This window comes from Paracoccus cavernae, assembly GCF_042430175.1.
GTDB lineage: Bacteria > Pseudomonadota > Alphaproteobacteria > Rhodobacterales > Rhodobacteraceae > Paracoccus > Paracoccus cavernae.
Window position 1 is genome coordinate 109,523 of the sequence record NZ_JBHMDZ010000009.1, and the last position, 14,008, is coordinate 123,530.

Below are 14,008 nucleotides of genomic sequence, written 5' to 3' on the forward strand. Positions count from 1 at the left end.
GCTGGCAATGATCGCAACGAGAAGGGATCCCGTCACGCCGCCCAATTGGAAATTTCCGAATTAAAATTTTCCGATCCAGTACCCCGCAGCCAGCGAAAGAAACAGGGCGATAACTGGAGATTGTTTCAGTATTCCAGAGGTCAACGTCATTCATATCTCCCATTGCCTGATTTGCTCCGGAAGGAAGCATCGTCTCGATCGGCTCGACAAGAAGAATCTTAAAGAAAGTCGAGCAGATCCTACGCCTGCACCGTATGATGTGGGTGCCGATAATCGTCAGTCGTGATATGAAATTTCGCTATTGGTGGATGTGGAAGGCGATAAGGGTTTAGGGCAATCGCCATCGTAAGCGCGTTTTTCCGTCCCGCGAGTCGGGCAAAACCCGTTGGAATCGCTTATTCCGCCTCACAGCACGGGCAGGCCAATCGCCGGATGCAGGCAGGCTTGGTTCGGCCTCAGGCGGGCAGGGTCAGCGCCGCTTTGAGGCCGCCGAGATCGGAGCGGTCGAGGGACAGGCTTCCGCCATGCAGCGCCACCAGATCGGCGACGATGGCGAGGCCGAGACCCGCGCCCGGCGGGCCGAGCTCGTCGAGACGGCGGCCGCGCGTCAGGGCAAGGGCGTGGTCGGTGTCGGACATGCCGGGGCCATCATCCTCGATCAGGATCTGTACCTCCGCTTCGGGGCGATCCTTGTCGGAAGGGGGCAGGGCGCGGGCCGAAATGCGCAGGCGCGAGCGCGTCCATTTCGCGGCATTTTCGGTCAGGTTGCCGATCATCTCCTCCAGATCCTGCCGCTCGCCCGCGAAGACGAGATCGGGCGGGCAATCGATTTCGGTCGTGACGCCGGCATCCTCGAGCGGGCGGCGCAGAACCATCAGAATATCAGCCACGACTTCGGCCACCGGCGTGCGGTGGCCGAGCAGTCGCGGGGTGGCCGAGCTGCGGGCGCGGCGCAAATGCCAGCCGATCTGGCGGTCCATCCGCGCGATCAGCGCCTGTCCAGGATGATCGGGCGGCAGCCCGTTCGCGAGCGCCGCCAAAGGGGTCTTGAGCGAATGGGCGAGATTGCCGACATAATCGCGGCTGCGGGCAAGAACTTTTCTATTTTGTTCAAGCAGATTATTGATTTCTATCGATATTGGTCGGATTTCCGCAACGGCCGGAAGAGGGAGCGACTGTGCCTTTCCGTCGCGGATTTTGCGGATGTCCTCTCCGATCCGGTCGAGACTTTTTAGTCCTGCCGTGACCTGCAACAGCACCGCCAAGGCCAAAGCCAGACCGAGGACGGCCAGCGCGATCGCGAGCGGGCGGCGCACTTCGGCGAGGCTTGCCTCGATCTCGGATTGCGGGGCGGTCACGCTGACCGAAAGTGCCGAGAGGCTGTCGGGCAGGGTGAAGCTGCTGTGGCTCAGGCGCAAAGCCTCGTCGCGCGGCCCGCGGATGTGGCTGCCTTGTGAGGCGGCATCGGCGACAGGCAGCACCGCATCGAAGAGCGAGGGGGATTTGGCCACGACCCGACCGTCCTGAACCAGTTGCCAGTACCATCCCGAAAGCGGCAGATCGAAGCGCGGATCGCTGGGGCGCGGGCCCGGGACAAGACGGCCCTCAGCGTCGATCGTGGCACCCGCGATCAGCGCATCGCTGGCCGCATGGGTTTCCGCGTCGAAACGGTCGGTGATAAAGTCGTCGAGGATCCCCGCGACCGTCAGGTAGCCCGCGACCAGCGCCGCGCCGACCAGAAGGGCGGCCAGAGCCAGCAGGCGCAGTCGGATCGAATCGACGGGCAGGCGGAGAGCCATCGCTCAGGCCGCCGCTTTGAGGACATAACCCTCGCCGCGCCGCGTCTCGATCATGCCTTCGCCGATCTTGCGGCGTAGGCGGCCGATCACGACCTCGATCGATTTGAAGTCGCGGTCGGCGGCAGCATCGTAGAGATGTTCGGACAGCTCGGTCCGGCTGACCACACGGTTCTGGTGATGGATGAGATAGGACAGGATGCGCGCCTCGAAAGCGGTGAGTTTCAGCGCCATGCCGTTCAGGCTGAAGACGCCGAGCTGGCTGTCGAAATGCAAAGGCCCCGCCGCGATCACCGCCTGCGCATGGCCCGCGGCACGGCGAACGAGGGTCTGCGCGCGGATCACGACCTCGTCGAGGCGGAACGGTTTGACCGCATAATCGTCGGCCCCCGCACGAAAACCCGCGACCTTGTCGGTCCAGTCACCGCGCGCCGTCAGGATCAACACCGGCATGGTGATGCCGCCACGCCGCCAATTCGTCAGGACCTCGATCCCCGGCATTCCGGGCAGGCCGAGGTCGAGAATCGCCACATCATAGCTTTCGGTCGAGCCGAGATATTCGCCCTCGGTGCCGGTCGCGGCGGTGTCGCAGGCAAAGCCCGCCTCGCGCATGGCTTGCTCGAGTTGGGAGGAGAGCAGGGCGTCATCCTCAACAATCAGACATTTCATGGTTTCGTCACTTTCTTCTTGCGCGCTTCCGCCAGCCCCGCACCCGCGACCTCGAGAAAGCGGCCGTTGCGCGCATCGAGGCGGATCGCCAGCACATCGCGCCGTGGTGTCAAAAGCCGCAACTCGTGGACGAGCTGCACGCCCTGATGCCACTCGCGCGGGGTCGGCGGGGCGAGGCGCGCCGCGATCAGCTTGCCCGAAAACCGCTCTTCGACGATGCGGGCGGCGGCGCTGAGAGGCAGGACCTCGAAGCTGGGCGGCAGGGGGCGGCCTTCAAAGGGGCCTTCGTCGTTCCCGCCCTCTTCAAAGTCGAAGCCATCATCGTCGAAGCGATCGGAGCGCTCGGGAGGATGGTTCTCGGAAGGGCCTCCGGCCGCCAGCGGCAGAGGCGCGCTCAGGACGGCAAGGACGAGAAGGGGAGAAAGCTTGCGGATCATGGACTTCTTCTAGACGGTGGATTCCAAACGAAAGCCAAATGGTCGGTTGGCCTTTCGTTGATCTTCATTGGACTAAACCTGATTCGCATGGGACCAGATGATGTCCCGCCGATAAAGGAAGAAACATGATGAGCAGAATGTTCAAAGGCAGTGTCGCCATTCTGGCCATGACGGCGATTCTCGGGATGCCGGTCGCGACGATGGCACAGACTGCAAGCGGTGCGCCGACCAACGAGGCACCCGCCGCAACCGCGCCGGCACAAACCCCCGCCCAAACGCCTGCCGCTCCCGAGACGGCAGCGCCGGTTGCTTTGCCGAAGCTGTTGCAGGACCTTGGTCTGGGCGACCTGTCGACGCGGACCGACCGTCGCGGCGGGCTGCGTGTGAGCGGCAAGCTTGCCGACGGCAACACGCTCAAGGCAATGGTCGACAATGCCGAAAACGGCGGGGCGCTGCGCGGTGCGATCGTCGAGGGAGAAGGCGCTTTGCCGCAGTCCCTGAGTGATGCGCTGATCCCGCAAGCGGTACGCGACCAGCAGATTTTCGGCCAATTTGCCACGATTTCCGGCGCTTTTTCCGGCGAGCGGGGCGTGATGGTCATGGGCAAGGCTGCTGATGGTGAAGGGCTGCGCGCCGGATTTTCGGCCGACGGCACCCTGATGCGCTTTGGTCGCGGCGGCGATATGGGCCCTGGTGGCGGCGATCACGGCAAATGGGATCACGGCGACCGGCGCGGCGGCAAACATGGTGACAATGACCGTCACGGCCGTCGCGGGGATCGTCCCGAACATCGCCGCGGCGCCGCGCTGAGTGACGAGGCCGCAGCCGCTGCCGCAACCGCTGCGGGCTATACCGCACCGGGCACCGTCACCCGCGAAGGGCCGCGGACCCTCATTCAGGCCACGAATCCGCAAGGCGAATCCGTGCTGCTCGAGCTTGGCCCCAAGGGGGATGTGGTGCGTGAAACTGCCCAATAAACCGTCAGCAGGTTCACGGACCACGACTTTCGGATGAGGTAAGGGCGCGAAGCACGGCTTCGCGCCCGTTTTCCATTGAAATAGTAACATTTATGTTGATTTGCTGTTCCTCGTCGGCAGTCTCTTGCCCCCCGCAGGAAAACTGCTTGCGACTTGCGCGCAGCGATGCCAAATCCGCACAAACTTGCGGTCTTTGACCCGCTGCTTCATGAGGTCCGCGGAATGTATCGGCGTAACTTTGTTCTTTCTTCTGCTGCCGCGCTCGCTGCGAGCGGGGCTTTGGGCAACATGGCCTTTGCGCAAGCGGCGGAAGAGACCGTTGCCCTGCCGGAAACGGAAGGCAATGCGACCGAAGCCGTTGCCGCCGAGAAGCCCTTCGATTTCGAGGATGTCGCGGCGATCGCCAAGGAATATGCCGGTCGCGAATACGTCCAGCCGATCTCGCAGCTTCAGGGCAGTTTCGAGAATCTGAACTACGACCAATACCGTGCGATCCGTTTTCGCCGCGACCGCGACCCTTGGGCCGGAAACCGCTCCTTTGCGCTGGACCTGCTGCCGCCGGGCGCGATTTTCTACGAGCCGGTCGAGATCAACCTCGTGGCCAACGGAATCGCGACCAAAGTGGCCTTCACGCCGCGCCTGTTCGATTTCGACCCGTCGCAGTTCCCCGATGGTGCCGATATGGAAACCGTCGGAAACATGGGCTTTTCAGGCTTTCGCCTGCGCACGCCCCTGAACCGTCCCGATGTCATGGACGAATTCGCGGTCTTTCAGGGCGCGAGCTATTTCCGCGCCGTCTCGCGCGGGACGCTTTACGGGCTTTCGGCGCGCGGCCTTGCCATCGGCACCGGCAGCCCCGAGGGCGAGGAATTCCCGATCTTCCGCAGCTTCTGGATCTACGAACCCGATCCGCAGGAGCGTTCGGTGCGCATCAACGCGCTTCTCGACAGCAAATCCATCACCGGCGCTTTCGAATTCGTCATCTCGCCCGGTGCCGAGACGGTCATCAACACCCGCGTTTCGCTGTTCCCGCGCCGCGATCTGAGCAACGTCGGCATCGCGCCGCTGACCTCGATGTTCTGGTTCGGCCCCGCCGACCGCAAGCGCATCGACGATTACCGCCCCTCGGTGCACGACAGCGACGGTCTGCAGATGCTGACCGGCAGCGAGACGCGACTTTGGCGCGCGCTTTCGGGGCCCTCGACGCTGCAGGCTTCGGCCTTCATGGACAACGATCCGCTTGGATTCGGCCTCGCGCAGCGCGCCCGCAATTTCGACGATTTCCAGGATGCCGAGGCGCGTTACGACCTGCGCCCCTCCGCCTGGATCGCGCCGCAGGGCCGTTGGGGCAAGGGCACGGTCTCGCTGATCGAGATCCCTGTCGAAAACGAGTTCAACGACAACATTGTCTCCTTCTGGCAGCCTGCAGACAAGCTCGTGAAGGACCAGCGCCATGATTTCGACTATGTGCTGACCTTTGCCGCGCAGATCCCCGATAGCGCACCGATCGCACGGGTGCTCGAGACGATGACCGGCAAGGCGATCAACAACGCCAATGCCCGCACCTATATCGTCGATTTCGACCTCGCGCTTTTCGGCTCGGATGATCCGGTGGCGCAGATCCGCGCCTCGGCGGGCCGTATCGGGCATAATTACCTCATCCGGATGCCCCAACAGGGGCGCATGCGTCTTTCCTTCGAATATTTCCCCGAGAATGCTAAGCTGGCTGACCTTTCGGCGGTTTTGAACGGGCCCGAAGGAGCATTGAGCGAAACCTGGATCGCCCGGTGGGCGAGAGAGTAACACAACGTGACCAATACGGATCTTCGTCCAGCGGCCGGGGCAGGTGTGACCGGCGAGAGCCAAACGGAGGCGCCTGCTTTGGGACATGACATGTTTGACGACGGCGCGGCGCGCGATGCCGCTGCGGGGAACGGGGCCTACGCCGCGACCCCGCCAGAGCAGCCTTTGGCCATGCCCGTGCAGGATTTCCGCGGCTCGCCGCCGCAGGGTCCGCGTGTCGCCCTGCCGAGCTGGCGCACGATCCTTGCGCGGCTGGTGGCCTTTGGCGGCACCATCGCGATCACCGTCGCGGGCTTTCAGGAAATGTTGCTGGTTTTCGGCGACAATATCACCTTCCTGCAGGGCGTTCTTCTGGTCCTTTTCGCGCTTACCTTCGGCTGGGTCGGCTTTTCCTTTTGCTCGATGCTCGCGGGTTTCCTCGCGCCGCCGCTGAAAACGCCCGAAGGCGCGAACGAGGCGAAGATCGCGGTCGTCATGCCGGTCTATCACGAGCAGGCCTCGGAGACGGCGGGGCTTTTGGCGGCGCTTGCCGCCGATCTCGAACGCGTGGGCCTCAAGGATCGCGCCGAGATCTTCGTGATCTCGGACAGCCGCAAACCCGAGAGCGTTATCGAAGAAATGAACGCAATCAGCCGGTTGCGCGACATATGTGCCGTTCCTGTCTGGTACCGCCGCCGCCATTCCAACGAGGGGCGCAAGGCCGGCAACGTAGCCGATTTCGTGCGCCGCTGGGGCGGGCGTTACGAGCAGATGGTGGTGCTGGATGCCGATAGCGTGGTCGGCGCCGAGACGATCAAGGCGCTGTCGGCGCGCATGAATGCCGATCCTTCGGTGGGGCTGATCCAGACCATGCCGATGCTGGTCGGCGGCCAGACGATCTTTGCGCGCCTGACACAGTTTGCGGGTCGCGTCTATGGCCCGGCGGTGGCGCGCGGCGTCGCGGCATGGTCGGGCGACAGCGGCAACTTCTGGGGCCATAACGCGATGATCCGCGTCAAGGCTTTCGCCGATTGTTGCGGCCTTCCGACCCTTCCGGGCAAGGCGCCTTTCGGCGGTACGATCCTGAGCCACGATTTCGTCGAGGCGGCTTTGCTGCGTCGCGCGGGCTGGAAGGTGCGTCTCGATTACGACCTGCGCCAAAGCTTCGAGGGCACGCCGCCCACGCTTTTGGACATGGCTGTCCGCGAGCGCCGTTGGGCGCAGGGCAACCTCCAGCATTTGCGCCTGATCGGCGCGCGCGGATTTGCCACGATCAGCCGCATCCATTTCCTGATCGGGGTTTTCGGCTTCCTGATGTCGCCGATCTGGCTGGCGATGATCCTTGTTGGGCTTGCGCTTTCGGCCAATGTGCTGTTGTCGCGCCCCGATTATTTCCCGCAAACCTACCAGCTTTTCCCCGAATGGCCTGTCTTTGATCCGGTGCGGATGCTCTGGCTGTTCATCATCGCGATGTGCTTCCTGCTGGTGCCGAAATTCATCGCGATCCTGAGGGCTTGGGCGCGGCCCCTTGCGCAGAATTCCGGTGGCAAGGCGCGGATTTTCGCCTCGGCGCTGTTCGAGATCGTGCTTTCGGCCCTGATCGCGCCGGTGCAGATGCTGATCCAGACCCGCCAGATCATCGAGATCCTGCAGGGCCGCGACAGCGGTTGGGAGGCGCAGGTGCGCGCCGGCCAGACCCCGCCGTGGTCGGTGGTCCTGCGCCGTCACGCGCTTCATGTCGCGACCGGTGTCGGCACGCTGCTGGTTCTGGCCTATCTCTCGCCCGGCCAGCTGATCTGGCTGTCGCCGATCCTTGCCGGCCTGATCCTGTCGCCGCTGACCTCGCGCTGGTCCGCCAGCCCGATCTTCGGCCGTTGGGCGCGCCGACAAGGCCTGCTCGTGACACCCGAAGAGCGTGATCCGCCGGAGATCCTGACCTCGGCCAATGTGCTGGCCCGCCGTTTTGCGACCCAGCCGATCGACTATGCCAAGCTTGGCGGCGACCGCGACAGCCTCGAACGCCATATTGCGCTGCTGCCGGTCGCGGCCTCTGCTCGGCCTGTCGCAGAGCGCCTCAGCGCGATCTCGGCAGGTGCCAAGATCGCCGTGGCGCAAACCCGCGAGGAGGCTTTGGGCTTTCTCGACCAGAACGAACGTCTGGCTTTGCTCGAAGAGCGCGGCCTCGTCGAGGCCTGGGCGCGGCTGCCGCAATGAAACGGATCGCCTCGCTTGATATGCTGCGCGGTTACGCGTTGGTTTGCATCATGCTTGACCATATGCCGATTTCGGTCATGCGGCAGGTGACGCTGACCAATTTCGTGGTCTTCGATGCGGCAGAGCTTTTCGTGCTTCTCTCGGGCTTTCTCGTCGGTCTGGTCTGGGTCAAGGTCGAGGCGCGCGAGGGGCTCGAGGCGGCGCAAAAGCGCTTTTGGCGGCGGTCCTATCAGGTCTGGCGCGCATTGATCTTGGGCGCGATCGCGCTGGCGCTGCTCTCGAAGCTGCTTTTCATGCTGGATCTGAACCATACCGCAGTCTGGTTCGAGTATTCCAACATGATCGTCGACAATCCGCTGGGTTATATCGCGACAGTCGCGCTGATGTGGATGCAGCCGAACCTGCTCGATGTGCTGGCGCTTTATGTTCTGCTGATCGCGACCGCGCCCTTGACCGTGCCGGTGATGCTGCGCTGGCCGGTGGCTTTCTTCATCGCCTCCATCGGGCTTTGGATGGTCGCCGAGCCCTTGAACGCGCTGATCCCCAACCAGCGTCCGGGGCCGGGCCTGCTGTTCAACCCGTTCGGCTGGCAGCTGCTGTTTTTCTGCGGCGTCGGCATGGGAGCTTTCCGCAAGGAGATCATGGCGCGGCTCAAGCCCTGGTCTTTCTGGGTGTCCGCGCTGGCCTGGGGCGTCACGATCTTTTCGATGGCGATCGTTCTGAGTTGGAAGGTCGGCGCGATCGGCAAGCCGCTGCATGATCTTTTGTACATCCTCCACGGTCCGATCGACAAATGGTCGCTGGACGGAATGCGCCTGCTCGGCGTGCTTGGCGCGAGTTGGTTGGTTGCGGTGCCCTTGGCGCGCCCCTTCGACTGGATGGCCAATACCGTTCTGGGCCGCGCTTTGGCCGAGATCGGACGCGGCGGATTGTGGGCCTTTATCGCCTGCGTGCTCTTGTCGATCTTCGGCGATGCGCTTGATATGACGGTGCCCAAGGATGCCTCCTATTCGATGCCGCTGCGTCTGGCGATCGACATCTGGGTTATCGCGACGCTTTGGGCGATGTCGGCCAGCTGGCTGCGCCGCGAAGAGCTGAAGGGCTGGTGGGAGCGGGTTCAGGCGAGCCAGCGCTGAGCAGGTGCCGGTCGAGGCCGGACGGTGGATGCGGCACGCAAAGCCTGCATCCCGTCACCGGGGCGCACGCGGCAGCGCAAGAGGAGAGGGCGGATGAGAAGCGGATTTCCGGTTGCCGTGCCCGGCATGACCGTCGGGCTTTTGGGCGGCTCTTTCGATCCGGCCCATGCCGGTCATGTCCATATCACCGATATGGCGCTGCGCCGCTTCGGACTCGACCGCGTCTGGTGGCTCGTGAGCCCGGGCAATCCGCTCAAGCCCCGCGGACCCGCGCCTCTGGCCGAACGGATCGCGCAAGCGCGCCGTATCCTCGACGATCCCCGCGTCGTGGTCACCGGCCTCGAGGCCGATCTGGGGACCCGCATGACCGCCGATACGATTTCCGCATTGCGCCGCCTTTATCCGCAAGTGCGCTTTGTCTGGCTGATGGGGGCCGACAATCTCGTGCAGTTCCATCGTTGGGACCGCTGGCAGGAGATCGCCGCGCAGGTTCCGATCGGCGTCATCGCACGGCCGGGGTGGCGGATGCCCGCGCGATTCTCGATCGCGGCGCGGCGACTGGCCGATGCACGGATTCCTGAACGGGACGCGCGGCTCTTGCCCCTTGCAATGCCGCCCGCTTGGGTGTTGATCAATGTGCCGTTGAACGGGCTGTCCTCGAGCGCGATCCGCGCCGCGCGGCGCAAGGATCCCGAGGCCGGCCGCTCGTAGGGCCGTCATTCGCAAAGGGTGTGTTATGAAGATGATGTCGCGTCGCGCCATGATTGCCGGAATTTTGGCCGCCGGAGCCATGCCGCGGGTGCTGATGGCCGATCCGCGCCCGCGGCCGCGCCCCGAAGGCGGACGGCCAGCGCCGCTCGCTGCGGCAAGCGCACCGGTTTTGGGCGTGGACGAGCTGATCGCCAAAGCCAATCTCGGCGGCGCCGTCTCCTTTCTTGCGCTTGATGCTGCCACCGGCGCAATTCTGGCCAGCCGCGAGGCCGATCTGCCCTTTGCCCCCGCGAGCACGCTGAAATCGGTGACCGCGCTTTACGCGCAATCCGTGCTCGGCGCCGAGCACCGCTTTGCGACGCGGGTGATCCGCGCAGGTGATCTGCTGATCCTTGCCGGCGGCGGCGATCCCGAGCTCGACAGCGACGGTCTGGCCGAACTCGCCAAAGCTGCGGCCGAGGCCGAAAAGGCCGCCGGTCGGCCCGCGCCCGCGCGTTTCGCGGTCTGGGGCGGGGCTTTGCCGCAGATTGCCGAGATCTCGCCGGGCCAAGCCGCGCATCTGACCTATAACCCCACAATTTCGGGGATGATCCTGAACTTCAACCGCGTGCATCTGGGCTGGCGGCGCGGCGAGAGCGGCTATGCGCTGACCCTCGAGGCGCGGGGCCGCAAGCACTCGCCGCGTGCCTATACGATTGCTGCCGGTGTCGCCGATCGTGCGCAGCCCCTGTTCACCTATGACGGCGCGGGCGCCAAGGAAAGCTGGACCATCGCCCGCAGCGCGATGGGCAAGGCGGGGAGCCGCTGGCTGCCGGTCCGCCGCCCCGAACTATACGCGGGCGATACTTTCCAGACGCTCTGCCGCGCGCAAGGCCTCGTTCTGCCCTCGCCCGAGGTGATCGCGGATCTGCCTGCAGGCGAGGAAATCGCGCGCCGCCCGTCGCGGCCCCTGCGCGTCATCCTGCGCGACATGATGGAATACTCGAACAACCTGACCGCCGAGATCGTGGGTCTGGCCGCCAGCGGCAAGCCCGATCTGGTGCAGTCGGGTGCGGCCATGACCGCCTGGCTACGCGGGCAGGGGGTGACGGGCGAGTTCACCTTCCGCGACCACTCCGGTCTCTCGCCCGCGACGCGGATCACGGCGCGGATGATGGCCGAGACCGTGGCGGGACCGGGGCGCGCCCAGGATCTGCGCGGGCTGATGAAGCATATTCCTTTGCGCGATGCCAAGGGCAAGGCGCTCAAGGACAGCCCCATTCTTGTCGAGGCCAAGACCGGCACGTTGAATTTCGTCTCGAATCTCGCGGGTTATGCGCAGGACGGGCAGGGCCGCCAGATCGTCTTCGCGGTCCTGACCGGAGACGAGGCGCGCCGCGCCGCCAACGAGGGTCGCGAGCTGCCCGATGGCGTCATCGGCTGGACGCGCCGCTCCAAGGCTTTGCAGCAGGGGCTGATCGAGAACTGGCTGGCCACGTCTGCGCAAACCGCGCCCGCGGGCACGGGTGACGCGCCCGAAGGCGCGCCGCTTGTCTCAGAGAATGCGGTGACGGGCGCGGGCTGACATTTCGATCGCGGCCGAAGTCAGGCGGTCGATCGCGAGCTGATGGCGGATCTCGGCCAGCATTTCGGCCTCGACCTCGCCCAGACGGCCGTCCGAGGCCGCGACATCACAGGCCAGAACGTAGGCGGTATCGTAGAGCTGTTCGGGCAGAGCATCGCGGATCAGGCCGAAAAACGCGTCGAGCCCGTCCTCTTCCTCGAAGAGAGAAAACACCGTCTGCGAGATCGAGCGGATACGGTCGATGTCGTATTTCGCGAAGATCGGCGTGTGATTGACCATCCGCTCGATGGCGACCAGCTCGGAGGTGCGCATGTTCAGGTCCGAGGCCGAAACCCCGACCATGACGGCGACCAGCGCATCGCAGGGCGTGAAAGAGGGCAAATCGATCGTCATTCGTCAGATTCCTTAGCGTTTCGCACCATGTTTACCCGATGCTTCGTCCAGCAATTATTGACGATATCGACGGGTTTCAATACGGGGGATGGATTAGTGATGGAGATGAGACATGACCGCTCTGCGTGACGCCGCGATGAATTCCAAGGCCTGGCCGTTTGAAGAGGCCCGCCGCGTGCTGAAACGCTATGAAAAGAAGGCCCCCGAAAAGGGTTATGTTCTTTTCGAGACCGGCTATGGTCCCTCGGGTCTGCCCCATATCGGCACCTTCGGCGAGGTCGCGCGCACGACGATGATCCGCCGCGCCTTCGAGATCATCTCGGATATTCCGACGCGTCTGTTCTGTTTCTCGGACGACCTCGACGGGATGCGCAAGGTTCCGGAGAATGTTCCGAACCAGGAGATGCTGCATGCCAATATCCAAAAGCCGTTGACCTCGGTTCCCGATCCTTTCGGCGAATATCCGAGCTTCGGCGATCACAACAACGCCATGCTGCGCCGCTTCCTCGATACGTTCGGCTTCGAGTACGAATTCATCAGCGCGACCGATTTCTACAAATCGGGCAAATTCGACGCGACGCTGCTGAAAGCGGCGGAGCGCTATGACGACATCATGAAAGTGATGCTCGCCAGCCTGCGCGAAGAGCGCCAGCAGAGCTATTCCTGCTTCCTGCCGATCAGCCCGATCTCGGGCCGCGTGCTTTATGTGCCGATCAAGAATGTCGATGCCAAAGCCGGCACGATCACCTTTGACGACGAGGACGGTACCGAGACCACGCTGCCCGTCACCGGCGGCAATGTGAAACTGCAGTGGAAACCCGATTTCGGCGCGCGTTGGGCCGCTCTCGATGTCGATTTCGAGATGTACGGCAAGGACCACTCGACCAATACGCCGATCTACGACGGCATTTGCGAGATCCTTGGCGGCAGGAAGCCCGAGCATTTCACCTATGAGCTGTTCCTCGATCAGGACGGGCAGAAGATTTCGAAATCGAAGGGCAACGGCCTGTCGATCGACGAATGGCTGACCTATGCCTCGACGGAAAGCCTGTCCTATTTCATGTATCAGAAGCCGAAAACCGCCAAGCGGATGCATTTCGACGTGATCCCGAAAGCGGTGGACGAATACCACCAGCAGCTGCGCGCCTATCCGACCCAGACGATCGACCAGCAGCTCGCCAATCCGGTCTGGCACATCCACGGCGGCAATGTGCCCGCCTCGGATATGGTCGTGCCGTTCCAGATGCTGCTGAACCTCGCCTCGGTCGCCGGTGCGACCAGCAAGGAAGGCCTGTGGGGGTTCATCAACCGCTACGCCCCCGATGCGACGCCCGAGAGCAATCCGGCGCTGGATCAGGCGGCAGGCTTTGCCCTGCGCTACTTCCAGGACTTCGTGGCGCCCACCCGCAGCTTCCGCGCCCCCACGGATCAGGAGCGCAGCGCGCTCGAGGATCTGGCGGGCCGTCTGGCGGCATGGGATGCGCCGGTCGATGGCGAAGCGCTTCAGACCATGGTCTTTGCCGTCGGTACCGAGCACGGGTTCGAGCCGCTGCGCAACTGGTTCTCGGCGCTGTATCAGGTGCTTCTGGGTGCCGACCAAGGCCCGCGTTTCGGCGGTTTCATCGCGCTTTACGGCGTGTCCGAGACCCGCGCGCTGATCGAGAAAGCCTTGGCGGGCGAGCTCGCAGCCTGATCGCGGACAAGCGAGATTGTTTTGCAATGCCCCGACCGACGGTCGGGGCATTGTCTTTTGTCCCGCCGCCATTCCCGCGCGGATGTTGCGCGGCAGCCGTTGCGCGTGCGCATGGTTAATCAAAGGTTAACGCCGTCTTGCCACTTTCCCCTCCGACGCGCGGGCATCGTCCTGCGGCTGGACAAGGGGAGAAGACATCATGGCCATTTCGGGAAATGCCGCGCTGATGCCGCGTGCCTTTGCGGGCGGGCTCAATCTGTGGTCGCGCGGTAACGGGACCGCCGGCACGCAGACTTGGGCGGGCGCGCCCAATGCGGCAATCGTTCCGGCGGACGAGGATTTCGGCACCTGCCTCGAGATCCTCAAACAGGCCGAGCCGACCTCGCTGCGCTATATGCGCCGCACGCCGCTGTCGCCGGGGACCTATCTGCGCATCTCGACACGGGTCAAGGCGGTTGCGGGCAATCTGGCGCGTGTGCGGATCGCGGGATATGCCATGACCTCCACTGGCATGCGCGTCATCCTCGATGATGCCACGCTGGCGAATGCCGGTCCGCGCCTGCTCTCGGATCCCGGTCTCGATGTCGCGCTGAACACGGTGGAAGCGCTCGATGCGCGGGTGCTCGAGCGCGATGC

Annotated in this window: 11 protein-coding genes and 1 pseudogene; 8 read left to right on the forward strand and 4 right to left on the reverse strand. The window is 64.0% G+C overall.

What is annotated here, in order from left to right:
• Window positions 1–455: 455 nt before the first annotated feature.
• Genes ACFFUC_RS08965 through ACFFUC_RS08975 form a run of 3 tightly spaced genes read right to left on the reverse strand, consistent with a single transcriptional unit; the run spans window position 456 to window position 2,902 of the window.
• Complete coding sequence (locus ACFFUC_RS08965; RefSeq protein WP_377685502.1) at window positions 456–1,799, reverse strand: sensor histidine kinase; 1,344 nt, start codon at window positions 1,797–1,799, stop codon at window positions 456–458.
• Window positions 1,800–1,802: 3 nt separating this feature from the next.
• Window positions 1,803–2,465 carry a response regulator gene (locus ACFFUC_RS08970; protein WP_377685504.1) on the reverse strand — a complete coding sequence of 221 codons (663 nt, stop codon included), beginning with the start codon at window positions 2,463–2,465 and terminating at the stop codon, window positions 1,803–1,805.
• Window positions 2,462–2,902 (reverse strand): PepSY domain-containing protein, encoded by a 441-nt coding sequence (locus ACFFUC_RS08975; RefSeq protein WP_377685506.1) that lies wholly within the window; start codon window positions 2,900–2,902, stop codon window positions 2,462–2,464. The genes ACFFUC_RS08970 and ACFFUC_RS08975 overlap by 4 nt, the downstream gene beginning before the upstream one ends.
• A gap of 125 nt (window positions 2,903–3,027) precedes the next feature.
• Here ACFFUC_RS08975 and ACFFUC_RS08980 point away from each other — a divergent pair, with 125 nt between their 5' ends.
• From ACFFUC_RS08980 to ACFFUC_RS09005, 6 genes are all read left to right on the forward strand, one after another.
• Window positions 3,028–3,879, forward strand: coding sequence for a hypothetical protein (locus ACFFUC_RS08980; protein ID WP_377685508.1), 852 nt, complete (start codon window positions 3,028–3,030; stop codon window positions 3,877–3,879).
• A gap of 222 nt (window positions 3,880–4,101) precedes the next feature.
• Window positions 4,102–5,682 (forward strand): OpgD/OpgG family glucan biosynthesis protein, encoded by a 1,581-nt coding sequence (locus ACFFUC_RS08985; RefSeq protein WP_377685510.1) that lies wholly within the window; start codon window positions 4,102–4,104, stop codon window positions 5,680–5,682.
• A 90-nt stretch (window positions 5,683–5,772) separates the two neighbouring features.
• Window positions 5,773–7,875 (forward strand): glucans biosynthesis glucosyltransferase MdoH, encoded by a 2,103-nt coding sequence (gene mdoH, locus ACFFUC_RS08990; protein ID WP_377685511.1) that lies wholly within the window; start codon window positions 5,773–5,775, stop codon window positions 7,873–7,875.
• Window positions 7,872–9,011: an OpgC domain-containing protein gene (locus tag ACFFUC_RS08995; protein WP_377685513.1), complete on the forward strand. Its 1,140-nt coding sequence runs from the start codon at window positions 7,872–7,874 to the stop codon at window positions 9,009–9,011. The genes mdoH and ACFFUC_RS08995 overlap by 4 nt, the downstream gene beginning before the upstream one ends.
• 93 nt (window positions 9,012–9,104) lie before the next feature.
• Complete coding sequence (locus ACFFUC_RS09000) at window positions 9,105–9,722, forward strand: nicotinate-nucleotide adenylyltransferase (protein WP_377685514.1); 618 nt, start codon at window positions 9,105–9,107, stop codon at window positions 9,720–9,722.
• 25 nt (window positions 9,723–9,747) lie between these two features.
• Entirely contained in the window at window positions 9,748–11,286 is a 1,539-nt protein-coding gene (locus ACFFUC_RS09005) for a D-alanyl-D-alanine carboxypeptidase (RefSeq protein ID WP_377685516.1), read from the forward strand.
• Here ACFFUC_RS09005 and ACFFUC_RS09010 read toward each other — a convergent pair.
• A complete protein-coding gene (locus ACFFUC_RS09010; protein WP_377685518.1) occupies window positions 11,257–11,679 on the reverse strand; it encodes a tellurite resistance TerB family protein in 423 nt (140 codons plus the stop codon). The genes ACFFUC_RS09005 and ACFFUC_RS09010 overlap by 30 nt on opposite strands.
• A 112-nt stretch (window positions 11,680–11,791) precedes the next feature.
• Here ACFFUC_RS09010 and ACFFUC_RS09015 point away from each other — a divergent pair, with 112 nt between their 5' ends.
• Both ACFFUC_RS09015 and ACFFUC_RS09020 read left to right on the forward strand, forming a co-directional pair.
• On the forward strand, window positions 11,792–13,372 hold the full coding sequence (locus ACFFUC_RS09015) for a lysine--tRNA ligase (protein ID WP_377685520.1): 1,581 nt from the start codon (window positions 11,792–11,794) through the stop codon (window positions 13,370–13,372).
• Between the two features lie 199 nt (window positions 13,373–13,571).
• A pseudogene (locus tag ACFFUC_RS09020) lies at window positions 13,572–14,008 on the forward strand (hypothetical protein); the annotation flags it as partial.